The organism is Arthrobacter sp. 05T45 (assembly GCF_056395875.1).
This window is the reverse complement of record NZ_JBFTKI010000009.1, coordinates 32,914-58,325: the sequence shown is the minus strand read 5'-3', so window position 1 is coordinate 58,325 and position 25,412 is coordinate 32,914. Positions and strand designations below refer to the sequence as shown.

25 protein-coding genes are annotated in these 25,412 nt (G+C 66.8%); 11 read left to right on the top strand and 14 right to left on the bottom strand.

The window, feature by feature from the left end; all coding sequences use genetic code 11:
* Positions 1-115: 115 nt before the first annotated feature.
* Together AC1DGD_RS11240 and AC1DGD_RS11235 are read right to left on the bottom strand one after the other, a co-directional pair.
* A complete protein-coding gene (locus AC1DGD_RS11240; RefSeq protein WP_476856828.1) occupies positions 116-682 on the bottom strand; it encodes an N-acetyltransferase family protein in 567 nt (188 codons plus the stop codon).
* 301 nt (positions 683-983) lie between these two features.
* Positions 984-1,241, bottom strand: a complete 258-nt coding sequence (locus tag AC1DGD_RS11235) for a DUF1387 domain-containing protein (RefSeq protein ID WP_230008836.1) — start codon at positions 1,239-1,241, stop codon at positions 984-986.
* 235 nt (positions 1,242-1,476) lie between these two features.
* Here AC1DGD_RS11235 and AC1DGD_RS11230 point away from each other — a divergent pair, with 235 nt between their 5' ends.
* From AC1DGD_RS11230 to AC1DGD_RS11220, 3 genes are read left to right on the top strand one after another with little or no spacing between them, the layout of a single operon-like run.
* Positions 1,477-2,403 (top strand): GNAT family N-acetyltransferase, encoded by a 927-nt coding sequence (locus AC1DGD_RS11230; protein ID WP_476856827.1) that lies wholly within the window; start codon positions 1,477-1,479, stop codon positions 2,401-2,403.
* Between the two features lie 29 nt (positions 2,404-2,432).
* On the top strand, positions 2,433-2,693 hold the full coding sequence (locus tag AC1DGD_RS11225; RefSeq protein WP_476856826.1) for a hypothetical protein: 261 nt from the start codon (positions 2,433-2,435) through the stop codon (positions 2,691-2,693).
* A 23-nt stretch (positions 2,694-2,716) separates the two neighbouring features.
* A complete protein-coding gene (locus AC1DGD_RS11220; protein WP_476850019.1) occupies positions 2,717-3,268 on the top strand; it encodes an N-acetyltransferase family protein in 552 nt (183 codons plus the stop codon).
* A gap of 45 nt (positions 3,269-3,313) precedes the next feature.
* Here the strand turns inward: AC1DGD_RS11220 and efeB are convergent, their stop codons facing one another.
* Together efeB and efeO are read right to left on the bottom strand one after the other, a co-directional pair.
* Complete coding sequence (gene efeB, locus AC1DGD_RS11215; protein ID WP_476856825.1) at positions 3,314-4,726, bottom strand: iron uptake transporter deferrochelatase/peroxidase subunit; 1,413 nt, start codon at positions 4,724-4,726, stop codon at positions 3,314-3,316.
* Positions 4,723-5,643, bottom strand: a complete 921-nt coding sequence (gene efeO, locus AC1DGD_RS11210; RefSeq protein WP_476850017.1) for an iron uptake system protein EfeO — start codon at positions 5,641-5,643, stop codon at positions 4,723-4,725. The genes efeB and efeO overlap by 4 nt, the downstream gene beginning before the upstream one ends.
* A 219-nt stretch (positions 5,644-5,862) precedes the next feature.
* On the opposite strand from efeO, the gene AC1DGD_RS11205 reads away from it, so the two are divergent.
* Together AC1DGD_RS11205 and AC1DGD_RS11200 are read left to right on the top strand one after the other, a co-directional pair.
* Positions 5,863-8,421, top strand: coding sequence for an AMP-binding protein (locus AC1DGD_RS11205; RefSeq protein ID WP_476856824.1), 2,559 nt, complete (start codon positions 5,863-5,865; stop codon positions 8,419-8,421).
* A 32-nt stretch (positions 8,422-8,453) separates the two neighbouring features.
* Positions 8,454-8,942, top strand: coding sequence for a hypothetical protein (locus tag AC1DGD_RS11200; protein WP_476856823.1), 489 nt, complete (start codon positions 8,454-8,456; stop codon positions 8,940-8,942).
* Here AC1DGD_RS11200 and AC1DGD_RS11195 read toward each other — a convergent pair.
* Both AC1DGD_RS11195 and AC1DGD_RS11190 read right to left on the bottom strand, forming a co-directional pair.
* Positions 8,932-10,221, bottom strand: a complete 1,290-nt coding sequence (locus AC1DGD_RS11195) for a cytochrome P450 (RefSeq protein WP_476856822.1) — start codon at positions 10,219-10,221, stop codon at positions 8,932-8,934. The genes AC1DGD_RS11200 and AC1DGD_RS11195 overlap by 11 nt on opposite strands.
* Positions 10,222-10,275: 54 nt before the next feature.
* The gene (locus AC1DGD_RS11190; protein ID WP_476856821.1) at positions 10,276-11,907 is read right to left on the bottom strand and encodes an FAD-dependent oxidoreductase; all 1,632 of its coding nucleotides are present in this window, start codon (positions 11,905-11,907) and stop codon (positions 10,276-10,278) included.
* Positions 11,908-12,198: 291 nt separating this feature from the next.
* Between AC1DGD_RS11190 and AC1DGD_RS11185 the strand changes: the two genes are divergently transcribed.
* Positions 12,199-12,909, top strand: a complete 711-nt coding sequence (locus AC1DGD_RS11185) for a GNAT family N-acetyltransferase (RefSeq protein WP_476856820.1) — start codon at positions 12,199-12,201, stop codon at positions 12,907-12,909.
* 143 nt (positions 12,910-13,052) lie between these two features.
* Here the strand turns inward: AC1DGD_RS11185 and AC1DGD_RS11180 are convergent, their stop codons facing one another.
* A complete protein-coding gene (locus tag AC1DGD_RS11180) occupies positions 13,053-14,465 on the bottom strand; it encodes an AAA family ATPase (protein WP_476856819.1) in 1,413 nt (470 codons plus the stop codon).
* A 56-nt stretch (positions 14,466-14,521) separates the two neighbouring features.
* Positions 14,522-15,280: a VOC family protein gene (locus tag AC1DGD_RS11175; protein ID WP_476856818.1), complete on the bottom strand. Its 759-nt coding sequence runs from the start codon at positions 15,278-15,280 to the stop codon at positions 14,522-14,524.
* A 206-nt stretch (positions 15,281-15,486) separates the two neighbouring features.
* Between AC1DGD_RS11175 and AC1DGD_RS11170 the strand changes: the two genes are divergently transcribed.
* Positions 15,487-15,798, top strand: a complete 312-nt coding sequence (locus AC1DGD_RS11170) for a hypothetical protein (RefSeq protein WP_476856817.1) — start codon at positions 15,487-15,489, stop codon at positions 15,796-15,798.
* Positions 15,799-16,305: 507 nt separating this feature from the next.
* Here AC1DGD_RS11170 and AC1DGD_RS11165 read toward each other — a convergent pair.
* The 4 genes from AC1DGD_RS11165 to AC1DGD_RS11150 all read right to left on the bottom strand — a co-directional run bounded on the left by AC1DGD_RS11165 (position 16,306) and on the right by AC1DGD_RS11150 (position 19,008).
* Positions 16,306-16,806: a DinB family protein gene (locus AC1DGD_RS11165; RefSeq protein WP_476856816.1), complete on the bottom strand. Its 501-nt coding sequence runs from the start codon at positions 16,804-16,806 to the stop codon at positions 16,306-16,308.
* A 67-nt stretch (positions 16,807-16,873) separates the two neighbouring features.
* Positions 16,874-17,536 (bottom strand): MBL fold metallo-hydrolase, encoded by a 663-nt coding sequence (locus AC1DGD_RS11160; protein WP_476856815.1) that lies wholly within the window; start codon positions 17,534-17,536, stop codon positions 16,874-16,876.
* Positions 17,533-18,618, bottom strand: coding sequence for an S-(hydroxymethyl)mycothiol dehydrogenase (locus tag AC1DGD_RS11155; RefSeq protein WP_476849334.1), 1,086 nt, complete (start codon positions 18,616-18,618; stop codon positions 17,533-17,535). Before AC1DGD_RS11155 ends, AC1DGD_RS11160 begins: the two co-directional genes overlap by 4 nt.
* A 132-nt stretch (positions 18,619-18,750) precedes the next feature.
* Complete coding sequence (locus AC1DGD_RS11150) at positions 18,751-19,008, bottom strand: mycoredoxin (protein ID WP_011692168.1); 258 nt, start codon at positions 19,006-19,008, stop codon at positions 18,751-18,753.
* 260 nt (positions 19,009-19,268) lie between these two features.
* On the opposite strand from AC1DGD_RS11150, the gene AC1DGD_RS11145 reads away from it, so the two are divergent.
* A complete protein-coding gene (locus tag AC1DGD_RS11145; protein ID WP_476849333.1) occupies positions 19,269-20,015 on the top strand; it encodes an SOS response-associated peptidase in 747 nt (248 codons plus the stop codon).
* Between the two features lie 68 nt (positions 20,016-20,083).
* Here AC1DGD_RS11145 and AC1DGD_RS11140 read toward each other — a convergent pair whose 3' ends face one another.
* The gene (locus AC1DGD_RS11140) at positions 20,084-20,506 is read right to left on the bottom strand and encodes a VOC family protein (RefSeq protein ID WP_476856814.1); all 423 of its coding nucleotides are present in this window, start codon (positions 20,504-20,506) and stop codon (positions 20,084-20,086) included.
* A gap of 14 nt (positions 20,507-20,520) precedes the next feature.
* Here AC1DGD_RS11140 and AC1DGD_RS11135 point away from each other — a divergent pair, with 14 nt between their 5' ends.
* Complete coding sequence (locus AC1DGD_RS11135) at positions 20,521-20,847, top strand: chorismate mutase (protein ID WP_028277548.1); 327 nt, start codon at positions 20,521-20,523, stop codon at positions 20,845-20,847.
* Between the two features lie 7 nt (positions 20,848-20,854).
* On the opposite strand, the gene AC1DGD_RS11130 is transcribed toward AC1DGD_RS11135, so the two are convergent.
* Positions 20,855-21,241 (bottom strand): hypothetical protein, encoded by a 387-nt coding sequence (locus AC1DGD_RS11130; RefSeq protein ID WP_476849331.1) that lies wholly within the window; start codon positions 21,239-21,241, stop codon positions 20,855-20,857.
* Between the two features lie 202 nt (positions 21,242-21,443).
* On the opposite strand from AC1DGD_RS11130, the gene AC1DGD_RS11125 reads away from it, so the two are divergent.
* Entirely contained in the window at positions 21,444-21,779 is a 336-nt protein-coding gene (locus AC1DGD_RS11125; protein ID WP_476856813.1) for a DUF6504 family protein, read from the top strand.
* Entirely contained in the window at positions 21,776-25,288 is a 3,513-nt protein-coding gene (locus tag AC1DGD_RS11120) for a DNA polymerase III subunit alpha (protein WP_476856812.1), read from the top strand. Before AC1DGD_RS11125 ends, AC1DGD_RS11120 begins: the two co-directional genes overlap by 4 nt.
* Positions 25,289-25,412 lie beyond the last annotated feature (124 nt).

Genomic DNA, 25,412 nt, shown 5'->3' with positions numbered 1-25,412 from the left:
GTTGCGGCAACGGGCCGGCCCGACGCCGAACGGTGCGTCCGGGCTCGCCGCGCGGACCGCTGAGTGGACGCTGGGCAGTCCGGCCGCGGCAGGTGCACGTTCTCTTTTGACGCTTTCAATGGTCCCCCTCCATCGCCCGGGCCGTCGCCGGGTTGAGAGCAATGTAGCGCACGCCGTGTCCGGATCGGTGGTCAAGGGTGAAGCCCGGATACTCGGGAAAGTCGCCCACACGATCGGGGGTGAAGCCGAGTGCCCCGTAAAAGCCGATGGCGGAGGGACTTGCCTGCCAGTCCAGGATCATTGGCTGTGGCCTGGCCCGTGACCAATCGAAGATGAAGTTCATAAGGGCCCGGCCGGTGCCGGCCAGACGCGTGTCGGGGTCTACAAAGACGTCATGGACCCGGCCCGTCGTGAAGTCAGCCCGCAGGCCCGGCCCGAAATCCTGAGCGAGGCCGTAGCCGAGCAGCCTGGTGCGTGCCGGAGCCACAGGGAGGCACCATGAGGCGTCGGCAAGGAACCGGGCGAAACGGCTATGGAAGACCTCGGGCGGAACCTCCTGTGCGGCTGGAGTGAAGGCGATGGACAACCGGCGCACCTCCGCCGCGTCTTCCGGCCTCGCTGCGCGCACCACCAGCCTCTCGAACGTCACAGGCCGCCCCTTCCTTTGAATCATCGCCGACATTCGATCAATCCTGTGGACGGAAATGGGGTCGTGGCTCTGCCGCTTCAGCGGCCGTGGCCTCCGCGCGAAGCTGTGCGATCCGCAGCTTCAGGTACGTGTTCAGCCGGAATACGGTTCGCGCCAGGACAAATACCGCCGCCACCGGAAAGGCCCAGTAAAGAGCCGCAATAAGCAGACCAAGGTCCAATTTCAAACCCCCAGAGTTGATGCCGCGTTTGCGGCTCAGCGCAGCATAGATGCTGCAGCGACTATTGACATAGTCAATTTCAGCTGCGGTGACCCGGCCGAAATACGGGAGTGCTTACTCAGTGAGCTCGGCCAGAACTTCGGCCGCGTCCGTATTGCCGGCGGATGCCAGACGCCGAAGCTCGTCCAGATCTTCCTTCTCAGCGGCGAGTTCAACCAGCTGATCCTCAGCGTCGCGGCTGCCGCCGTCGGCAAGTTGCCGCAGCTCCTCGAAATCTTCCCGCTCCGCGGCCAGCTCGATGAGCTCGCCGATGGCGTCGTTGTCACCGCGGGCAGCCCGCTCACGGAGAATGGAAAGTTCAGAATCTGACATGGCGTGGCCTTCCAAGAAAACGGTTCTGCTGGACTCTTCTGGCCCGAGGAGGGATTTGACCTCATCGCGATCGGGGGAGAGGCATACAGGGGGTGAGTGCAGGCTACCGCGCCAAAGGAATCGGCCGAAAGCCTCTGTTCCTGTTTCCAACCGGTCGCTGGGTGGGATAGCACCTGTTTCCTTGTTCGAAGATGCCGTCCGGAAGCCGCAGCTTTGAAACGAATAGACTGCCAGGATGCTGACCGGACAAGCAAAAAATCTGGTGATCAATCCGGCGACAGCCGCTGATACCGATCACTTCGCAGCCGACGCGCCATGGGCCAGAGCCGATGAATGGCGCCCCGGGGGATCATCGCTGGTGGCAAAGTTCGGTGCAGAGCCAGTGGGGATCGCTGTCTCAGCCACCAACCGCGTCCATCCAACTCGGGACACGGTCAACGTTTTCGTGCGTGAGCAATACCGGCGGCAGGGTATCGGTTCGGCACTGGTGAAATCCATTCAAAGGCGTCGTTGGATGCCACTGTCCGTCAAAGCCCATCCGGGCACGGTTGCGCACGAGTTTTACAGATCGCTGGGAGCTGTGCGCTATCAAATGTGTCCGCCCGAGCAGATCGATACCGCGAGCATTGAAGTGCTCCGATGGGCAAACGAAAACCGCTGTGGCGGCATCCTCACAGGAGATCGAATAGCTCTGGATCAACTGAATGAAGCATGGACGGAAATGTATGAAATCGTGCACGCGCCATGGTCACCTACTGGGTCGCGCGCGACACTCCTCGCTGAATTCCGCCCCATGATCCAGAAAGAACTGGATCGGTCCCGAAGCGTATTCGTCGTCAGGAATGACCGGATTGCTGCGGCGTGCTTTGTCTTCGGTACTGACCGGGATCCGGAAGTGGAGGCAATATGCGAATCCCTGGACCAGGCCAACCGCTTGGCGCGTCTCGACGTCGCCGCATGCATGGCAGAAGTTCTGGTGAGCGCCGGCGGTACGCCAGTCCTGTTTGACGGACACATCACCGACCCACACTTCTTTCCGATTCTCCAACTAATTCCGGGTGTTTCGGGCCGGGCACTGGAACTCCTCGAAATTCCAAGGAATCGGGTCTCGCCGCAGGAGTCGATTCGTGCTGTGATGTCTGCCAAGAGTTCCACGGGCTAGCTCATTTACGGAGATGCGGAGGAGGGGTCGTGGAGGAAACGCCCCGGCCCGGCCGGCGTCCGATGTGGCCCTGGGTGTGTGCCATCCTGTTAGTGATCGCCGTCGACGCCTTGCTTCTCGGCTTTCGGACAGGCGAGTGCATCGACTACACGGCGGAATCCGGCGCCGCCAGCACCTGCACGAGCGGCCCGGCCCTTGGATCCGCGGGCACGTGGCTCCTCGCCGCAGCCAGCGTCCTCGTCATCTGCTACCTTGCCCGCCGCCTCGCGCGCGCCGCCCGGCACCGGTGACCGCAGTTAATAGATTCTGGACCATGACCACTCCGGACATCAGTGTCAGGGCAGCAACCGTGCACGACGCCGCACGGCTGGCCGAGATCCACATCGCGGCCTGGCGGGCCACTTACCGCGGCGTCATGACCGATGAGTACCTGGACGGTCTCGACGTCGACCGCGCGGCATCCGCCTGGCGCCGAAACATCCTTGAACCCAGGCAAGGGACCATTCACCTCGTCGTCCAAAGCGCCGATGCGGTTGCCGGGTTCGCCATCCTCGGCCCTGCTGCCGGCGACCCGGACCCGGGAACCGGTCAGCTCCACGCGATCAACGTGCATCCGGACTGCTGGGCGCAGGGCGTAGGTTCCGTCCTGTTCGCGGCCGCGGAACAACAGCTGATCGAACTCGGCTATGACCGGGCATTTCTCTGGGTTGAGAAAGGCAACGATCGGGCTATCAGCTTCTACACCAACCGCCGTTGGCTCGACGACGGAGGGACCCTGGAAGATACGAGATTCGATCCGGCTGTGGCCGAGAAGCGCCACAGCCGGGTCCTCCCGCCCGGAACGGTCCCGTCTGCCACGCAGTGAGCTCTTCGGCTCCCGGGCGGCTGCCCGCAGCGGTGACTGCCGCCATCATGCGAAGAGACCTTCGCCGATGAAGCCTCCCGCCCGGATGCCCGGCGGAACCGCGAACAGGCCCGAGCCGGTGTGCTTGAGGTATTCCAGGGCCAGTGCGTCCTCCTTCGCCATGGCCAGCTGCATGGGCACATAGTGGGTCCTGGGGTCCGTGACGAACGCGATGAAGAACAGTCCGGCGTCGAGGTGCCCCAGGCCGTCCGAGCCGTCGGTGTAGTTGTAGCCGCGCCGGAGCATCTTGACGCCGTCGTTCTGGCTCGAGTGCGCGAGCCTGACGTGGGCGTCCAGCGGGATCAGTGGTTCCCCGCCGCGCCCCTGGAGCTCGAAGTCGGGGGCGGTGAATTCCTCGCCGCCGGAGAGCGGGGCCCCGGCGCCCTTGGTGCGCCCGATCAGCGCTTCCTGTTCCCGCAGCGACGTGCGGTCCCAGATTTCGATGTGCATCCGGATCCGGCGCGCCACGAGGTACGTGCCGCCGGCCATCCAGCCCTCTTCCGGGCGCGTTCCCTGGCCTGCCCACACGTGCTCCCCAAGCAGGGCGGTGTCCTCGGCTTTGAGGTTGTTGGTGCCGTCCTTGAAGCCGAAGAGGTTCCGCGGGGTGGCCTGTGACCTCGACGTGGAGGACGTCCGCCCGAAGCCGAGTTGGGACCAGCGGACGCGCGACTGCCCGAAGCCGATGCGGGCAAGGTTGTGGATCGCGTGGACGGCCACCTGGGGGTCGTCGGCGCAGGCCTGCACCACGATGTCGCCGCCGGTGCGTCCCGGCTGGAGGTCGTCGCCTGGGAAGTGCGGCAGGTCGATCAGTGCGTCCGGGCGGCGCCCCTCGAGTCCGAAGCGGGCCTTGCCGTCCTTCTCGAACAGGCCGGGGCCGAACCCGAAGGTGAGGGTGAGTCTGCCGGCGCCGAGGTCCAGGGCCTCACCCGTGTCCTCGGGCGGGGCGTCGTAGGGGCCATCGACGGCCCCGCTGCTGCCCGTGCTGCGCCCCTCGGTCATCGCCACGGCGGCGGCCGTCCAGTTTTTCAGAAGCCGGATGAGCTCTGCACGGTCCTCCGTGACGAGGTCGAAGGCTGCAATGTGAAGGCGGTCCTGGGCCGGCGTGACGATGCCGGCCTGCCGGTCACCGTGGAAGGCGATGATGTCGCCGGGCTCTGCCACGGGGGCGGCCGCGGCCTCGACGGCGTCGTGACTGAGGAAGCCAACCGCCAGGCCGGCGACGGCGCCCGCGCCGCCGGCTCCTGCCAGGGACAGGAGCCCGCGGCGGGACAGCCGGCCCTTTCCCGAACCGGGGGCTGCGGGCGGCGCGGGCATGGCGGCGGCTCCCGGTGGCTTGGCTGGTTCCGGTGCGCTAGCTGATTCGGAGGCGCCGCCGTCGGGGGTCTGGCGGGGGCTGCCGCCGAAGGGGCAGCCGGTCACGGGGCTATTGCCGAAGCGAGCTTGGCCAGGGGCTCGCCCAGGGCATCAACCAGGGAGGCGAGTTGCTGCACCTGGGCCTGGCTGAGGTCGTTGTAGTAGACGAAGCCTGCGCCGGTGGAATGCTGCTTGAGCCCGGCCTGCAAGGCGGCGAACTTGGCCTCGAGCGCTTCGGCCAGGGCCGGGTCCTTCTGCTGCAGCGCAGGCAACAGGCTCTCGAAAGCGGTCCGGGCTCCGTCAACGTTGGCCTGGAAGTCCCAGAGATCGGTGTGGGACCAGATTTCTTCCTCCCCGGTAACTTTGCCGGTGGCCACCTCGTCCAGGAGTTCCTTGGCGCCGTTGCCGATCTTGTCCGCGGAGAGTTCCACGGTGCGGGTCCGCTGGGCCAGGTCCTCGGTGTCGGCAACAAGCTGCGTGGCGATGGCGGCACGCTCCGCCGGTGCGAGGGGAGTGTAGCCGGCCGGCGGGAACAAGTCCTTCTCGGCCCGGTGCCAGCCGGTCCATTCCTGGCCGGGTGCGAGGTCGGCTTCACGGGCATCGAGCTTGGGGTCCAGGTCCCCGAACGACTCGGCGACCGGCTCGATACGCTCCCAGTGCATGCGCGTGGCGGCATAGAGTCCGCGGGCCTTCGTCGCATCCCCGGCGGCGTAAGCCGCCGCGAATGACCTCGTGCCGGTAACCAGCTGATCGGTCTGATCCACGACGAAAGCGGAGTATTGCCGGGTGCCGGTGTCCAACAGGCCCTGAAGATGGGCGTCGACGCCGGTACTGCTCGTGACCTGGATGGGTCCGGCGGCGCCCGGGTCCTTTGGGTTGCCCATACAGCCGGCCAGGGCCAACGGAACTGCGGTTGCCGCGGCCAACAGGGCAAGCGTCTTCCGGAACCGGGGGGCATTTTTGGGCAGGGGGATGCTGGGCATGGTGTTTCCTTGGATCGGTGGGGTGGAGCAGTGCGGTGCGGTGCGGTGCGGGGGAGTGGAGGCAGGGGTACGGGACCGAGTGGGCTTCCCCGGCAACATTGCCGATGCAATCCCGACTTAGGTACACCTAAGTAAGGAGGATACCGATTCGCGGCGATTACGCAAACCTTTCGTACCCTAATTTGGATTAGGTAAGCCTAATCTAATAACATCGTCCGGGTGACCACGCAGCTTGACTTCATGCGGGTGCCCTTTGCCGCCGATCTTGCGAGCTACGGGGACAGCCCAGCCATCCTTACCGACACCCTGGCAATGACGTACCGGGAGCTGGCGGAGCGGGTCGATGCCTTCGCCCTCCGGCTTGGCACCACACGGCGCCTCGTGGCGCTCGCCGCAGCCAACGACCTCGACTCTCTGGTGGTCTATCTGGCGGCCCTGGCCGGCGGCCACCCGCTGATCCTCCTGCCGGAGGACAAGCCGGCCGCCCTGGAATCCCTCGTCGCGGCCTACGACCCCGACGTCGTTGTCCAACCCGGCAACGGGCAGCTCCTGCTGGACGAACGCCGGACCGGCACCCGCCACGAGCTTCACCCGGACCTCGCGCTCCTGCTCAGCACCTCCGGATCCACCGGCTCGCCCAAGCTCGTGCGGCTCTCGCATGCGAACCTGCAGTCCAACGCCGAGTCGATTTCCGAGTACCTGAACATCGGGCCCGACGACCGCGCGGCCACGACGCTGCCCATGTCCTACTGCTACGGGCTGTCCGTGATCAACAGCCACCTGCTCCGCGGCGCCGGACTGGTCCTGACCGATCTTTCCGTGGTCGATCCGTGCTTCTGGGACCTCTTCCGAGGCCGCGGGGCGACGTCTTTCGCGGCCGTTCCGTACACCTTTGAACTGCTGGAACGGGTCGGGTTCGCGGACATGGATCTGCCCGGCCTGCGCTACGTCACCCAGGCCGGGGGCCGACTGGGGCCGGACTCGGTGCGGAACTACGCCGAACTTGGCCGCAGCAGCGGCTGGGAATTTTTCGTGATGTACGGCCAGACCGAGGCGACGGCCCGGATGGCATACCTGCCTCCTGAACTGGCGGCCGAGGTGCCGGGCGCGGTGGGCGTCCCGGTGCCCGGCGGCTCGTTCCGGATCGACCCCGTGCCGGGGCTGGAACACGGCGAACTGGTCTACAGCGGCGCCAACGTCATGCTTGGCTACGCCGAATGCCCGGCGGATCTCGCCGCGGGCCGGACCGTTGCGGAGCTCCGCACCGGCGACCTCGCCAGGCTGCACCCGGCGGGCGTCTACGAAGTGGTGGGCCGGCGCAGCCGGTTCGTCAAGATCGTGGGGCTGCGCGTTGACCTGGGGCAGGTGGAGCGGCTCCTGGCTGACCTCGGTGTGCAGGCGGCCAGCGCCGGGACGGACGACGGCGTCGTCGTCGCCGTCGAAGGCGACCACGACGCGCACCTGCTGGGCAAGGTCCTCGCCCAGGGCATGGGGCTGCCGCGAGCCGCCCTAGAGGTCCACGCCGTCGACCATCTCCCGCGCCTGGCAACGGGCAAGCTCGACTACAGGGGCGTCCTGGCCCTGTCCGGGCCGAAACCCGGGCCGGCACCCGCCCCTGCAGCGGAAACCGGCGCGCCGGACAACAATGCTCCGGACAGCGTCCGGAAGATTTTCCAGGACGTGCTGGAGTGCGCCGACATCGCGGACAGCGACACGTTCGTGTCCCTGGGCGGGGACTCATTGTCCTATGTGGCCGCGTCGGTGCGGCTGGAACAGGCGCTGGGCCATCTCCCGCGGGACTGGCACGTGACGCCGGTCCGGGATCTGGAGCCCCGGCCGCGCACTGCACCGGGCCGTAAGCGGAGGAGATTCTTTGCGCCGGTGGAAACGAGCATCGTGCTGCGGGCCGTCGGGATCGTCCTGATCGTCAGCACGCACGTTGGGCTGTTTAGCTGGCAGGGTGCGGCCCACGTGCTCATGGCGGTGGCAGGCTACAACTTCGCACGCTTCCAGCTCTCCGGGAAGCGGATCCCGCGGCTGCGGAGGCAGCTGTCCAGCTCGGCACGAATCATCGTGCCGAGCATGGCGTTCATCGCGGTGGCGTACCTGATCACCGACAACTACTCACCCGCCAATATCGTGCTGCTCAATGCCGTCCTCGGGCCGGAGGGGGTGAGCACCCAGTGGCATTTCTGGTTCATCGAAGTTCTTGTTTACCTGCTTGTGGGGTCCGTGGCTCTGCTTGCCGTTCCGTGGGCGGACCGCGCCGAGCGGCGCTTCCCCCTGCTCTTTCCGCTGGCGCTGACCGGCGTGGGGCTCCTGACCCGGTATGAGCTGGTCAACCCGGGAGTGCCGCACACGGCGCCTGCGCTCTGGCTCTTCGCGCTGGGTTGGGCTATCGCACGGTCCCGGACCGTCGCCCAGCGTTGCCTGGTCTCGGTCATTGCAGCAGTGACCGTTCCGGGATTCTTCGAGAATCCGGGTCGGGAGGCCACGCTGCTCGCCGGGATCCTGCTGCTCATCTGGCTGCCCAGCATTCCGGTGCCGCAGGTCCTCCGCCGCCTCATGGTGGTACTCGCCAGCGCCTCCCTCTACGCATACCTTGTCCACTGGGTGGTCTATCCGCCGCTGGCCGGGATCAGCCCCGCCTTGGCCGTGGCAGGCTCGCTGGCCGCGGGGGTAGCCTACTGGGCGCTCTGCCTGCGCTTGATGGGGGCGGTCAACCGCCGGCGGGCAGGCGCAGGCAACGATCCGGGTACGAATTCAGCACAACAGTAGGCGCCGACTGCTGTACCAGCGACACTGACGGCATGGTTCTCTGTCTGAAAGACAGCGGGCGGCGCTCCGCGATCCGTGCCACGGTTGGCGCATTGGTGCTGGCTGCCTCGGTCTCGGGGTGCTCGTCCTCCACCGGTGGGGAACCGCCGTGTTTCCCGCCCGCCTATTCGCTGACCCCGTCGGAAGCCAAACCGGGGCAGAGCGTGACGGTGGCAGCGCCGGACGCTGACTGCAATCCCCGCTACGGCAAGAACGCCCGTATCCAGGTGAGCGTCACCGACGCCACAGGCGTGGAGGTCGTCAACACCACCACCGCCATGAACGACGCCGGGGGGTTCACCTATACGTTTGTCGTTCCCGCCCGGACAGCTGTGGGGGATGCCGCCGTAACCGCGGTGCCCTACAACATTGACTGGTGCGATGACACCGGCAGGAACAACCGCGTGGCGGGCCCTGGCGACCTACGACTGGAACGGGTGTCCTGTGTGTTGCCCATGAAACCTCTAACCGTCACCCGCTGAAGTGCATTTTCCGGGCGACTGCCGGCAAGGGCTTACCCGGGGCGAGGACGCCGTCGATGTCTACCGGGAGGTGGGACGGGCCGCGCAGGAACGGGCTCGGCCGGTACGGCGGTGGGTCCGAGACCAGCCGCGGGTTCTCCAGCCTGGTGGCGAATTCAGTGAGCGCGATCTGCGCTTCCAGCCGGGCCAGGGGCGCCCCGAAGCAAAGATGAACCCCGCCCCCAAAACCGAGGTGCTGGTTGTTGGCCCGGTCAGGGATGAAGAGCCCGGGGTCAGCCACGTGGGCGGGGTCGCGGTTGCCCGCAGCAAGGACCAGGGTGAGGGAGGCGCCGGCCGGGATGGTGGTGCCGGCGATGTCGATGTCGTCGAGAGCGGTGCGGAACGGGACGAAATGCACGGGCGGCTCGTAGCGGAGCAGCTCCTCGACCATCGGGATGGCCAGGCCGGGGTCAGCGCGCAGCCTCTGGAGCTCGGCCGGGTGGCGGAGCAACGTCAGTACGCCGTTGGAGATGAGGTTCACGGTGGTTTCATGTCCGGCGATGAGCAGGAGAAGCCCGGTGCTCACCAGTTGTTCGTCCGGCATGCGGCCCTCCGGGCCATCATCGGTGGCCATCGCTGAAAGCAGGTCATTCCCCGGGGCCAGCCGGTGGGCGTCGACCAGCTCTTGCATGAACGCGCGCAGTTCCGTGCCGGCCTCAATCCTCTTCTTTTGCTGGGTTTCGGGATCGAGTCCGGGATCGGTCGATTGCAGGGCCAGGTCCACCCAGACCCGGAAGCGCTGTTCATCTCCCGGGGGCACACCGAGAAGTTCGCAGATCACCGTGACGGGCAGGGGATACGCCAGATCATCGACGACGTCGATCCGGCCGCGGTCCGCCATATTGTCGACCAGATCGGTGACAATTTCCGCCATCCGCGCCTCCATCCCGGCCACCCTGCCAGGCGTCGTGGGCGGCCCGAAATGCCGCATGGTGATCCGCCGGAACTTGTCGTGATCAGGGGGATCCATGCTGAGGAAAGTCGGCGTCATGCCGGCGCCGTCCCCGTCCCCGTCCTCACCGACGGCGGCGCCCGCCGCGGCGGCAGCCGGGTTGCGGGTTATGTCGGAGCTGACCCGTGGATCGTGCAACAGGGCGGCGATCTCCGCGTAGGTGCTCACGAGATAGCTGCCGTCCGGAAGTCGTCTCACGGGGGTTTTGCGGAGTTCGTCGTAGAACGGGTAGGGGTTAGCCCGGTTGGTGTAGTCGAGGATCTGCTCCCAGGTGCTGGGCTCGGCCATGGCGAAGGCTCCTTGGGTCGTGGGCCGGTGGCTGCCGGTCTCCGGTGCGGCGCATTACGGGAGGCGGCGGTCAGTCAATCTGGCGCGCCGCTCATTGGGATAGTGACCGGTCACGACGACGGTCGCATCCTGGGTGGGGCTGGCGGCGGGCTGGAACCCGGCCGGCACGGGCTGCGCATCCTCGGGCTCGTCAATATGGTGGAACGACGGCGGGAAGGGCGCCGCCTGGTCAATCAGCGGTTCATAGAAGTCAAGCCATTTGTTCTGGTTGAACGCCACTGCAGCCACGATCCGGCCCTTGTAGCCGTAAACGGCCAGGAACCGCCGAGATCCGACCGATCCTTGCACGATGGCGACCTCATCGGCGACCGAGGGCACGCCCACGCTCTTGATTTCGGTGCCGAACTGGACGGACCAGAATTTGGGCACAGCCAGGTGCGGCCACCGTTCGGTTTCGCCGCTGACCATATTGTGCGCTGCAACCTCGGCCTGGGAGATTGCGTTGCCCCAGTGTTCGACGGCGAGGAACTGGTAGCCGAACATCGGCTGAGGGGCGCGGGATACGTCGCCGGCGACGAAGACGTCATCGGTGACCAGCCCGTTGACGTCGAAAGCCCGGCAGCCGGCGTCGCACGCGACACCCCACACGCCGCTCGCCAATCCGGAGCCTGCGAGCCAATCACCGTTACGAACGGTCCCCAGCGCGGCGACCGCGATGTCCACGTCAAGTGTTGTGCCATCGGAGAGGCGGGCGCGGCGCAGCTGTCCGCCGGCATCGCCTTCCAGTGCAACGACCCTGACGCCGCAGCGCAGATCCACGCCGTTCTCGATCTGAAGCTCTCCGGCAATTGCACCGATCACGCTGCCGAGCGCCGCGCCGAGCGGTGCCGGGCCCGCCTCGGCCACGGTGACCGGCAGGCCTAGTTCGCGGCACACCGAAGCGACTTCGCAGCCGATGAACCCGGCGCCAATGACCAGGACCCGGCGAGGGCGCGCGGCCAGGAGCTGCCGAAGCGTTGCCGCGTCTTCCCGGGTCCGCAAGGTCAGCACGCCTGCCAGCGCCGCCTCCGCCGCGTTTGGCCAGGACCGGGCCCGCACGCCAGTGGCGATCAACAACTTGTCGAATCCGATCCGGCCACCGTCGGCGAGATGCACCTGCCTGGCGGCGAGATCCAGACCCGTGGCCGCGACGCCCAGACGCCAGTCGGCGTCGATTGCCCGGCGGCGCGGCAGCGACGTGTCATCGGACGGCACCGACCCGGCCAGGACCTGTTTCGACAGCGGCGGCCGGTCATACGGCTCGTGCGTTTCCTCACCAATGAGAGTCAGCGAGCCCGTGAACCCTTCCTCGCGCAGCCGCTCCGCCGCGCGCAGCCCGGTCAGTGACGTGCCCACGATGACAATCCTGCCAGATCGAAGGAACGCGCCCCCGTTGCCCCTTGCGGCAGCGGCCGTTCCCGGGGCTTCTTCGGGAGGCCGCGGCCTGTGCGGCTCCTCAAGCTGGTCGAGCCGGATGGCCTGGACGGGGCAGGCCGCGGCTGCCCGCCGGATCCTCGTGCGCTGCGCCTCGTCAGGGTCCGGGTCGTAGGTAAGTGCCTCGTCCCCCTGGATCGTGAAGACCTCCGGGGCGAGGAAGGCGCATTGTGCGTAACCCTGACACTTAGTGAGATCGACGACGAGCCTCATGCCGAACTTCTCTCTGTTTGCTCAAGCCAATCGAGTCTAAGCCTCGCGGGCTGGCCGCGGAAGGGGCCTGCGGCCGGGTACGACGAGGCTGCGGAGGCCCTCCAGAGCGGGGCGTGGGGGATCTTGCGGCGGAGGCGGACCTTCGCCACGTGGCCGCGCTGGGGGCGGCGGCAGGAGTGCAGGTGACACTTAGCCATCGCTCCGGCCGGGTTGCCCTCGGTGAGGGAACTTGAGCACCGGGTGTCCTATGTCCTGTATCCGGCGTCCGGCGTGGCTGTAGGGTGGACGCCGATGACTCTTTCTGAAGACCTTCTTGTGGCGTACGACCAGCAACTCCGGACAGCTGCAGAGACGCCCGGTGCCAGCGGCGTGGAACGGCTGGGTCCGCTGCGGCTGGTGACCTTCGCAGGCGGCAGGGGCTTCGTGACCTATCAGAACCTCGATGGGGCCAACGCCCTGACGATCGCGCAGTGGGTAGCCGAAGCGCTCGCGTTTTACCGCAGCGATCCCGCAATCGTGCGGGTCGAGTGGAAAACCCGTGGTCACGATCATGCGCCCGGACTCCACGGGGCACTGCTCGACAACGGATTCGAGCCTGATGAGACCGAGTCGATCATGATCGGACCGGCAAACGCCTTGACGGTGGACGTCCAGCTCCCGCCCGGCGTCAGCCTGCGGCCGGTGAGCGCAGAACGGGACATCCGCGCCATGAGCGCGATGCAGGACGAGGTTTTCGGCGTTGACGTTTCCGACGGCAACGCCGACGCAATCCTGAAACGCATGGCGCGCGACGACGGCATGGAACTGTGGGTAGCCGAACACGAAGGACTGATCGTGAGCGCTGGCCGCCTCGAGCCGGTGCCGGATTCGGAATTCGGAATTCGCGGGCATCTGGGGCGGGGCGACGCGACCAGAATGGCGTGGTCAGGGTATCTACCGGGCCCTCACCGCCGCCCGGGCCCGGGCCGCGCTGGCGCTCGGCAAGAGACTCATCCACAGTGACTCGACTGAATATTCGCGACCGATCCTGGAACGCTATGGATTGCTGCGAGTCTCAACGACCACCCCGTACCGCTGGCGGCGCTGAGGGCCCAAGCGCACTGGCGCGGTACGTCCTAGCCCCCGGGATGGAAGGCCGCCGGCGGTCAGGGGAACGGTCCGCCCATGCCCTCAGAGCCGTCTCCGGTGCCGCTGCCGAGGAGGCTTCGGGTGAGCGCGGCGCTGTCGGCCATCAGGTCATCCACAGCCTTCTGAAGATGATGGTCCGCCACCGGCACGCCGTCCAATGCGCCGGCAACGACCGCACGGCGGACGAGTTCGCGTGCGAACGAAGCGGTGGTTCCTTCGGTGCGGGCGGCGGCGTCTTCAATCGAGTTCGGACTGAGGGGAATACCGCGGGCATACAGTTTGATCAGTGCAACCCGCTCCGCCTGGGCAGGCATGGGAATTTCCACGGCCAGGTCCACACGGCCGGGACGCTGCGCCAGGGCGCGTTCCAGCATGTCCACGCGGTTGGTGGTGAGGACGAACGCCACGTCGGCGTCGCTGGCCAAACCGTCCATGGCGTCCAGCACCTCGAATAGCAGCGGCTGGGGTCCGTGCCCGAAGCTGCGGTCCTCGGCGATGAGGTCACAGTCCTCAAGGACCACGATGGAGGGCTGCAGCGCCCTGGCCATGGTGGCGGCTTCTGAGATCCTGGCGAGCGATCCTCCCGAAAGAAGGATTGCTGTGACACCTTCGCTCCGGCTCAACAAATACCGCACCGTATGGGTCTTGCCCGTCCCCGGCCTGCCGTAGAGCAGGACGCCGCGTTTGAGGTGCTGGCCGTACCTGATCAGAGACTCGCGGTGCTCGGCGATACCTAAGGCGTGGTCCGACACTTTCTCCAGCAGGCCATCCGGCAGGATGACATCCGACGCGGCAAGGACTGGCCGTGCATGGAACGTCACCCCGGCCGCGCTGGGACCATACTCACCCATCACCAGGGAAATGACCTGTCCCTTGAGCACGCTGCGGTGCTGCATCCGACGGCGGAACTCCGAGAGGAAGCGTGCGGCCTTATCTGTAGCGCCGGCCAAAACCTCAAGGGACGCTGACTGCCGGCCGTACCGGGGGTTGGCGTCCCGCTGCAGCACGGCGACGGGACTGCCTCCATGGCTGAACAGCCAGAGCCCCAGTGCCACGGCCTGCCGTTGTTCGTCCGGCCCGACAGCTAAGTTGGCGTAGTCCGGCTGGGACAGGGGGAACTGCGGATATAGCTGGGACTGCTGCAGCATGTCGCTCAGCGAGTGATGGTGGCGTTGGTCGCCGCCGCCGATGCCCACCAGCCGGAACTCAGGATCCTCGGCGGCGAGCTCTTCCATGAGGATGTCTGCGTCCACGAATCGGTGCGGCGGAATCTCCTCAACCACTACCGACACTGATTCGGCCCGGACCGCCAAATGCTCGGTGAGCGTAGTCAGCAGCTGGGTTCCCGGTTGCCCCCGACGCTGCCCGGACTGCGCGAGCTCCACGAGCCGCGCGAAATCGTCGATGAACTTCCCCAAAATTTCATCCATGGGCTGACCCTACCAGCGCCGCCAATCGGTGTGGCGCTCATGCTCTCCAGCAAGCGTCAGTCGGTGGTTGCGCTGACCGCGATGGTGCCGCCCTGGGGGTCCCTGATCACGGCGCTGCGAAATCCCGGAGTGTCCATGGGCGCCATCAAGATGCTGCCACCCAGTGTTACGACCTGCCGGGCAATGACGTCCGCGTCGCGGACGGCGAAATTGACGCTCCAATGCGGGGGGACCGCGACGCCGTCCGTGGCTGCCACCACCGCCACTACCCGGCCGGAGCGGAGCCACCGCGAGAAGGGGGCGTCCGGGACGGGTTCGAGTTCCCAGTCGAACATTGCACCGTAGAACGCCTGGGCCCGCCCGACATCTGTGGTGTGCAGCGAGCTCATGGCCCAGGAATTCGGCTCATTGGCCAGCTGGGCGCCGTCGTTCCCTCCTGCCTGCCGCAGGCAGAACGGGACGCCGGTGGCATCGGCGAGCACAGCAATGCGGTCATCCGGGCCGGCACCAAACGGCGCCAGGCGCTTGCCCCCCGCCCGCACGGCACGAGCCAAGGCTTCCCCGACGTTTACGACACGCACGTGGGTTATCCACCCCGGCGGCGATTGCGGCGGCGCCTGTCCGATTCCGGCAACCAGCTGACCGCGGAGGCGGGCGGCGTAGTAGAAGCCGTCGAGCCCGGGCGGCATCGGAATGGGGTCGTCGAAAGTCCAGCAGAAGAGCGGACCGTAGAAGTCCTTGGCCGCCTGGGGGTCGGGCTGCCAGGTGTCGACCCAGCACGGAGCGCCGACTGAGGAGGTATCCCGCGCTGTCATTGAAACCCTTTCTCCGGGGCCCGTTACGCCGCGAACATTGTTTCCCAAGACCGCGAGTGGATCAAGACCCAACTGCGATTCCGGCGAGGCAAACTGCCGAATCCTCCATGACCGAGGGGAAAACACCGTCGCTCGGGAAACCTGGCACCTGTGCGGTAGGCTCGCCAACATATTTCTGGCCAATTGGGGGAACCATGAATAAAGGAATGAAAACTGGAATTGCAGCCGTGGCGCTCACGCCACTTCTCGCGCTGGGGCTGCCCGCCGCATTCGGAGCTTTGAAATCCGGTCCTGCTGGCACGGCAGTTGATGCCTCGGATCATCCCGAGTGCTACAACGAGGCCAGGCTGAACGATCCGAATGACTTCTGCTACCGAACGATGGGACCGTGGAACAGCACCCGGTCCTCGGACGAGGAAGTCCGGAGCATGATGTCCGTTGAGCGAATGGTGAGGGCCGGCAAGACCGTTCAAGAGATCCAGCGTTACTACCCGGAATACGCCCCGTCCACGAAATGACGGCCAGCGCATCGGCCGGTTGACCTCATCCGCATCCCACATCTTTCCGGACTGTAGAGACGGTGAGCCGCGGATTACGGGGATGCCGGCCCAAAAAGCCGCAGGTTAATTGTTACTCTCTTTTCCTTTTGTGCGGCAAATGCAATTGATATTCTGATTTTGGTCATGCAGAGGCTGCTAACTTCGTTGCGGGAGTTCCTATCTCATGGCCATCAAAGTCGTTGTCGCCGGCAGTGCCGCCGCCCCGTTCACGGCGTTCGCCTTGAGATCGGACACGACATCCGGCCGGCCCGGTTCCTTGCGCGCCCCCGCTTTGCTGTCTGAGCTGGCCGGGGCGCGATTACGCCGCCGGCACGCGGAACCAGAGCCGGAACCCGGGCTTCCCTAGACCAGCGCGGATGCGGCCCTGTGAAAACCAATCGGGGGTGGCCGCATCCGCGCTCACCCGCACCCATGGTGCAATGCGGGTCTTCTGGTTTAGAACCTTGACCCGGGCGGCCGGTGCCGTCAGGTGCGCGCAGCGAGGATCTGCTCGCGCAGAATATCCGCGTGGCCGCAGTGCTGGGCGAGTTCCCTGAGCATGTGCAGGTAGACCAACCGCAGCGGTAGCGGGCCGCGCCGGTTGCCTCTGACAAGGTCGTCAAGGCCGAGCGAAGCGGCCCGACGCCGTGAGTCCCCGCAGGCCTGGAGATAAGCGGCCTGGAGGCCCGCGATGGTGTCGTCGTCCGCCAGGATGAACGATTCGTCGGGGGTGGCCGGAATGCCGATCACCGCCCGGGGCCGGCACGTGATGGCCTCGTCAAACCAGACCTTCTCCACGAAGGCGGCGTGCTTGACCAGCCCCAGAAGGGTGGTCCGCGACGGCACCAGCGAGGCCCGGGCCTCCTCTTCGGTGAGCCCGTCCAGGCAGGCGTGCAGGTCCGCACGATGCTCGTCGAGGAATGCATCGAACTGGGTACGCAGGTCCGCGGCCAGTGTTGCCGGATCCATGCTGGGGTGAGAGCTCATGGCCCCACATCCTATGGCGGAAAAGCCCGGTCCGGAAGCAGTGGACCGGGCCTTTCCGCGGACGCGGTCAGTGGCCGCGGGCGATCCATTCCTCAAGGTGCGGCGCTTCGGCGCCGATCGTTGTGGGTTCCCCGTGGCCGGTCCGGACCGTCGTGTCGGCCGGGAGCGGCAGGAGCCGGGTCCGGATGGACTCGATGATGGTCGGGAAATCGCTGAAGGATCGGCCCGTCGCCCCGGGGCCACCCTGGAACAGCGTGTCCCCGCTGAACACTGTTTTTTCGCTAAGCAAGGTGCCTTCGCTTTCGAGAAGGAAGCACACGGACCCGGGCGAGTGGCCGGGGGTGTGCCGTGCCACGAGTCTTGCCCCTGCGACGTCGAACGTGTCGCCGTCGGCAATGGCGTGGTCCGGCTTGGTGCCGGGGAACACCCGCTCCCACAGCATCCAGTCGTCCCGGTGCAGGTACACCGGCGCGTTCACGAGAGTCCGGACCTCGCCCACGGCGCTGATGTGGTCATCGTGGCCGTGCGTGAGCAGGATTGCGGTGACCTTCCGGCCCGAGACGGCCGCGGCCACGGCAGCGGGATCGTGGGCCGGGTCGATGATGACGCATTCGGCGTCGTCCCCGAGGATCCAGACGTTGTTCTCAACATCCCAGGTGCCGCCGTCGAGGGAAAACGTCCCGGAGGTGACCAGCCGGTCGATCCGGATGCTCACAGGGCCGGCGTTCACAGCTCCACCACCGAGCGCAGCACAGCGCCGGCATGCATCTTCGTGAAGGCCTCCTCGATCTGGTCGATCGTGATCCGCTCCGTCACGAAGGCGTCCAGGTCCAGCTTGCCCTGCCGGTAGAGGCTGATGAGTGTGGGGAAGTCGCGCGAAGGCAGGCAGTCGCCGTACCAGGAGGACTTCAGGGAGCCGCCGCGCCCGAACACATCCAGCAGCGGCAGTTCCAGGGTCATCTCGGGGCTCGGCACACCCACCAGGACCACCGTGCCGGCGAGGTCCCGGGCGTAGAAGGCCTGCTTGTATGTTTCCGGGCGGCCGACGGCGTCGATCACCACATCGGCGCCGAAACCACCGGTCAGTTCGCGGATTGCTTCGACGGGGTCGACGGCGGAGGAGTCCACCGTGTGGGTGGCGCCGAGGTCCTTGGCGCGCTGGAGCTTTTTGGCGTCGATGTCGACGGCGATCACGGTGGTGGCGCCGGCGAGCGCCGCGCCGGCGACGGCCGCCGTGCCGACTCCGCCGCAGCCGATCACGGCGACCGAATCGCCGCGCTGGACGTTTCCGGTGTTGATCGCCGCGCCGATGCCTGCCATGACGCCGCAGCCGAGCAGGCCGACGGCGGCGGGATCGGCGTCGTCGTCCACCTTGGTGCACTGGCCGGCCGCTACGAGGGTCTTTTCGGCGAAGGCACCGATGCCCAGCGCGGCCGTCAGCTCGGTGCCGTCCTCCAGCGTCATTTTCTGGGTGGCGTTGTGGGTATTGAAGCAGTACTGCGGCTGGCCCCGGCGGCAGGCGCGGCACTCGCCGCAGACTGCCCGCCAGTTCAGCACCACGCGGTCCCCGGGGGCGACCTCGGTGACGTCCGGTCCCACGGCACTGACAACGCCGGTGGCCTCGTGGCCGAGCAGGAAGGGGAAGTCGTCGTTGATGGCGCCCTGCTTGTAGTGCAGATCGGTGTGGCAGACACCGCAGGTGAGGATGTCCACGAGGGCCTCGCCGGGGCCCGGGTCCGGCACCAGGATCGTCTCCAGGGTGACGTCGGCATTCTTGGAACGGACAACTGCGGCTTTGACTTTATGGACCATGAAACAAGCTCCTCTGTTCTGGAACGCGGATTGCTGGCACAACTTACTGGTTACTGGCACAACGGGCGGCGGCGCGGCCCTTGGGAGGCCGCGCCGTCGTGGTTTGGTGGTGTCCTGGGATGCAGGAAGGGCCTAGGCGGCGAGCCGGCTCTTGACCTCAGCTGCGGAGGGGTTGGTGGCGGCGGTGCCGTCGGGGAACAGCACGGTGGGGACGGTGCGGTTGCCTCCGTTGAGCTGCTCGACGAGATCGGCCGTGCCTTCGACTTCCTCGATGTTGATCTCGGTGTACCCGATGCCCTGTGCGTCCAGCTGCTTCTTCAGCCGGTTGCAGTAGCCGCACCACGTGGTCGAAAACATAGTGATGGTGCCGGATTCGGGGGTGAAGTCCACGAAGTTCTCCTCAAGTAAGTGGATGGGGCCGGCGTATCAGGCCGGGCGCCCACTGAAGTCGTACGTCACTGCCAACAACCGTACCCTGCAGCCCGCTATTCCCGCAGAGAGCGCTGCCCCCTACGCCGTCCGACGCGACTTCGCGGTAAAGATGCGAAATCGCCGGAAAGTTCCGGCGACTTCGCACGTTTCCGGCGACCTCGGCGGGCTCAGGCGGCTCGGCGGATGACATGGGATGGGTGCGGTGGCATGCTGATGCCATGTGTGGACGCTACGTGATGGCCCGGGCCGTCGGAGACCTGCTGGCCGAATTCGATGCCGGGCTGGAGGATGAGATCGCGATTCCGCCGTCGTGGAACGTGGCCCCGACGGCTGATGTGCCGATCCTGCTCGAACGGCTTGTGGAGGGAGAACCGGTCCGCCAACTGCACATTGCGCGCTGGGGCCTGGTGCCGTCCTGGGCCAAGGACCCGGGCATCGGGTCCAAGATGATCAATGCCCGCAGCGAGACCGTGCTGGAGAAGCCCGCCTTCCGGAAAGCGACCCGCGCCCGTCGCTGCGCCGTCCCGGCGGATGGCTACTACGAGTGGAAGGGCGAGGGCCGCACCAAGCAGCCCTACTACGTCCATCCCAAGGACGGACGCCCCATTGTCTTCGCGGGACTCTATGAATGGTGGCGGGACCCGTCCAAGGCAGAGGGTGACCCGGAGCGCTGGATGCTCTCGACCTCGATCATGACCACCGACTCGCCGCCGGAGGGCTACGCCGGGGGAATGCTGGCCGAGCTGACCGCGCTGCATGACAGGGTTCCGCTGCCCATGAACCGCGAGACCATGCAGACGTGGCTGGACCCGCAGGCCGATGATGCGGCCGGGCTCGTGGATCTGGTCCGGGCCGGGGCGCACGACGTCGCGGAAGGCTGGACGATCGACGCCGTCGGCACCGCCGTCGGGAACGTCAGGAATGACTCACCGGAACTCATCCAGCCGGTGGGGAGCCTGTTCTAGCGGTACGCCGGCCTGTCTGGCGGCTGCCCGGCGGCTGCCAAGGCACGGGGCGGCACTGGTTACCTGAGTCAGAGCGTTACTTTGCCGCCGCCGTCGACCGACCAGTCGGGGTTGAAGGCGACCTCCCAGCGGTAGCCGTCGGGATCGGCGAAGTAGCCGGTGTAGCCGCCCCAGGGCTGGGTCTTCGGTGCCGCAACGATGCGGGCTCCCGCGGTCCCGGCTTCGGCCATCACCCGGTCGACGTCCACCGTGCCGGCCAGGTTGTGGCTGAGCGTGATGCACGCAATGCCGGCAGGGGGATCGGTGGCCGCCTCGGACTGCATTTGACCCGCGTCCCAGAGCGAAAGGATGAGGCCGTGGTTGACCTGGATGAAGAGCACCTCCCCGGGGACTTCCCGGTGGACCGGCCATCCGAGGCCATCGACGTAGAAGCGGCGTGAGGCGTCAACACTGCGGACACCTAGCGATATGAAGTCGACTCGTGGCTGCATCTTTCGATACTGTCATGCACATGCCCACAAATCACGCAGACGACAAGGCCGCCCAGGCCGACCGCGAACAGCTCGCCGCCGTGCGGGTGGCTGTTGACGAGGTGGACGAGCAGATCGTGTCCTTGATCGGGCGCCGGGAACGGCTGATCCGGATCGCCGGGACCCTCAAGGCGGACAGCGCCGAGGTCCGTGCGCCCGGGCGTGTGGAGCGGGTCATCGAACACGTCCGCGCCACGGCGGAAAAGAAGGACATCGACGTCGAACTTGTCGAGAAGACCTACCGGGCGATGATCGATGCCTTCATCACGCTCGAGCTGGAAGTGTACAAGTCCAGCTCCTAGAAGATGCCTAGAGGGCTTCTTCGACAGGCACGTTGGCCTGGTAGTCCCGGCCGTCACAATCGCTGAAGGCCGTCATGAGATGGCCCTTGGGCAGGCCAAGCACAGTCGTAAGCGGGAAATGGCCGGTAATGGTGTTGCCCGAGTGTTCGACCCCCTTGAGGTCGAAATTTTCCTCGGTGCCGTCGTGGCTGAAGCAGTAGAAGGACACGGCTTCGCCGTTCATGAACTCGATCCCCATCCTGCGCTGGTGGGAATAGTCCGGGGTGGCTGCCAAGAGCCCCACCACGTAGGCGCCCTGGCCGGGGATGTTTCCGTCTATATCAAAAGTCGCCACCAAGGTTGGATCCTTGGCGGCGATGCTTACGTGCTTCAGGAGTGCGTTATGGGAGCTCATGGCTCAATCCTGCTACCTGTACCTGCGTGAGTCCACCCCCGATCTGGGTTTTGTCGCCTCTCCGACGTAGACTGATTTTATTCGAAGATATGTTCGAATAAATTCATGGGGCCTGGAACTGGGGGCGCCGGAAGCGGAATGGACGTAGGAAGTCGAAGCGGGGACTGGGCCGGCTCCAGCCCGGACTGGGTCGGGAGGCAACGTGGGTATTTTCAGCGAGTCCGTGGATGTCGTCTGCACGCCCTCGGGCCAGCCCCTGCGCCTCGACTGGGCCGGCCGGCGCTACACGGTCTGCGCGGACCCCGTCCGCTGGTACGAACGCCGCCAATGGTGGGCCGAGGAACGCCGGGCGCCACTCGGAAGCGGGCCGGGCCTGGTGGACCATGAGATCTGGCGGGTCCAGGTGCGTGCGGCCGGGGATCACGCCGCGGATTCCACCCTCACCCTTGACCTGACCCGGCATGTCGGCAGCGGCCGGTGGCGGCTCCTGAAGATCCACGACGCCCTGCAGCCCCTCCGGAAGCCCGAATCAGCATGAGTTTCACCCATCTGCACGTCTCCACCGCGTTCAGCGCCCACTATGGCGTCTCCTGGCCGGAGGAACTTGCCGCCGCGGCCGCCGCTGACGGCGCCACCGCGCTGGCCTGCACGGACCGCGACGGCCTGTACGGAACCGTCAAGCACCTGAAGGCGTGCATGGCAGCCGGGCTGGATGCAATCGTCGGGGTGGACCTTGCAGTCTTTGACGACGACGGCGACCACCGTACCCAGCTCGGGGGACGCGTCGTCGTGCTGGCGCACGGACACAACAACGGTGCCGGCTACCGGGCGCTGTGCCGGCTGATCTCCGACGCCCACGCCCGCACCACGGGCAAGGCCGGGGGAATAGTGCCGGTGGCCGTCACCCGGGCGGAACTGGCCTCCCGCACCCTGCACCCGGAAACCCTGAAGCCGGTCCTGACAGTGCTGATCGGCCCGGACTCCGACGTCGGCCGGGCCATGGGCGGCCGGCGCTACCTGCGGCCCCGCACCCTGTTCAAACGATGGCTGGACGCCATGCCCCCCGGAACGTTGGCGGCAGAGGTTGTGTCCCAGCTCAGCCCGCCCGGGGAACCGCTGAGCACCGCCCACGCGGTGCGCATGCTCAAACTCGCCGCAGAACACGGGGTGCCCGCCGTGCTGAGCAACGCTGTGCGGTACGTGGCTGAGGACGGCGCGGCCACCGCCGATGTGCTGGACTCGGCCCGGACACTGAAATCCCTCCCCGAGCTCTCGGCTGCCCCGCTGCTGCAGCCCAACGGGCAGGGCTGGCTCAAATCGGCGGCCCGGATGCTGCAGCTGGGCAAGGAGATCATCCACGCCGCCGGCTACGGCACGGCGGACCTCAAGCGGCTCCTGGCCCAGACCGAGGCGCTCGCGGACCGCTGCCGCATGGATCCGGAAGCCGACATGGGCTGGAAACGGCCCGTGGTCCCGGAGGCATCCGTGATCGGGATCGACGGCGACGCGCTCGCCGAACTGACCCTGCGGTGTGAGGCCGGCATCGGCCGCCGCTTCCCGGGCATTTCCGGGCAGCGGGAAAAGCAGCTGCGGGCCAGGCTGGAGCATGAGCTTCGGATCATCGACTCGCTGGGTTTCGCCTCGTACTTCCTGACCGTCGCAGAGGTCTCCCGGATGATCCTGGCCCTGGGCATCCGGGCGGCCGCGCGCGGTTCGGGCGCCTCCAGCCTGGTCAACTACCTGATCGACATCAGCCAGGTGAACCCGCTCGAGCACGACCTCATCTTTGAACGCTTCCTCTCCCGCGACCGTGCCACGCTGCCGGACATAGACATCGACGTCGAAAGCGCCGAACGGCACAACGTCTACCGGAAGATCTTTGAGCGCTTCGGCGCCGAACGCGTCACGCTGATGAGCATGCAGAACGGGTACCGCGCTCGCGGTGCCGTGCGCGATGCCGGCCTGGCCCTGGGCATGGACGACGGCGAGGTCGGGGAAATCGCCAAGCAGCTGTGGCGGTTCTCGGCCCGGCACTTCCGCGAAGCCCTCGTGGAGAAACCCGAGCTGAAGGAATTCGCGGACCGGGTGGAGCAGCGAGGCTTCTCCGAGAACCAGCAGCTGGACCTGCTGGTGGACCTCACGGAGCGGCTGGACCGGCTGCCCCGCCACATCTCCATGCACCCGTGCGGCGTCATCCTCGGCGATGCCACCCTGCTGGACCGCACCCCCGTCCAGCCCAGCGGCCTGGGCCTGCCCATGAGCCAGTTCGACAAGCACGACATGGACCCCATGGGCATGCTGAAACTCGATGTACTTGGCGTCCGGATGCAGAGCGCCATGGCCTTCGCCGTCCGGGAAGTGATCCGGCTCCACCCGTCCAAGGCCGAGGTGGTGGCCGCCGGCGCGCATCCGGCCGGGCCGGACGGGGCGGGCCCGGACTACATCGCCGAGGACGGGCGCATCGACCTCAACGCCGTCCCGCTCGATGACGAGCCAACCTTTGAACTGATCCGCAGCACCCACACCCTGGGCTGCTTCCAGATCGAGTCCCCTGGCCAGCGCGAACTGATCGGCAAGTTGGCCCCCCGGGAGTTCAACGATCTCATTATCGACATTTCCCTGTTCCGCCCGGGTCCGATGAAATCCGACATGGTCCGGCCCTTCCTGGAGCACCGGCATGGATTCGCCCCCGAGGTCTACCCGCACCCGGACCTCAAACCTGTCCTGAAAGAGACCCACGGGGTCACGGTCTTCCACGAGCAGATCCTCAAGACCTTCGACGTCATGACCGGGTGCGGGCTGGCGCGGGCCGACGAGTTCCGCCGTGCGCTGGGCAACGACGTGTTGGAAGCCAGGGTGGAGGAGTTTTTCCGGAAGGAGGCGCGGGCCCGGAACTACAGTCCCGAGGTGGTGGACAAGGTCTGGGGCACGCTGAAGGCCTTTGGCAGCTTCGGGTTCTGCAAGGCCCACGGAGCCGCCTTCGCAGTGCCCACCTATCAGTCGGCCTGGCTTAAGGCACACCACCCGGAGGCGTTCCTCGCCGGGCTCTGGGAACACGACCCCGGAATGTACCCCAAACGCCTGCTCGTGGCCGAGGCCCGCCGGCTGGGGATCCCCATCCTTCCCCTCGACATCAACCGGAGCCAGGCCGAGTACCGGGTGGAGCGGGTGCAAACCGGGCCGGACCGGGGCAGGCTGGGCATCCGGCTGAGCCTGAACGGTATCTTCGGGCTCTCCGGCGCCGAGCTGAAACGGATTGTGGCCGGCCAGCCCTACGACTCCCTGGCGGACCTGCGGGCCAGGTCGCGGCTCAGCCGGCCCAGCATCCAGCGACTGGCCCAGCTGGGCGCCTTCGATTCGCTGCACCGGGCGTCCGGGGGAGAAGCCAACCGGGCGGATCTGGTCCAGCACCTGCAAAAACTCCAGGCCCGCCCCCTCCGGAAGGGCGTGGAAGTCATTGAGGGCCAGCTGGCGTTGCCGCTGGGGGACGTGGAGTTGACGAACCTGGTGGCGGCACTGCCCGCACCCAGCATGGTGGATAACGTCCGAGCGGAACTGGACCTGATGGCTGTGGACGTCAGCGAGCACCTCATGACCAGCCACCGCCCGCTGCTGGACCGGCTGGGCGTCACCACCGCGGACAAGCTGCTGGGACTGCGCAACGGCACGGAGGTGCTGGTGGCCGGGGTCCGGGTGGCCACCCAGACCCCGCCCATGAGGGGCGGCCGGCGTGTGGTGTTCATCAGCGTCGACGACGGCACGGGCTGTGTGGATTCGGTGTTCTTCCACGAGGCGCAGGAGCAGTCCGGACCCTTGCTGTTCGGCACCCGCCTGCTCCTGATCCGCGGCACCACCCGCCGGACCGGGCCGCGGGGGATCAGCATCAGCGCCTCCATGGCCTGGGACCTCAGCCGCCCGGAGACCCTCCCGTTCCCGGCATCGGCTCCCGGCGCCGCCGGCCGGCAGGAGCCTTACCTGTCCGGCCCCCTGTCCAGCCCCCTGGACGGGATCAGCAGGAACCTCGCCATCACCGGGCTGGGCGGCTGACCGGCCGGCGGTGCGGCTCGCTCGTGGCGCGTTGGTTGGCCTCTGGAGAAACCGATAGCATGGACGAGGCTGGCTGTGGTCCCCGTACGCCACAAGCTACGAAGCCTTAACTTTGAATAGGAGA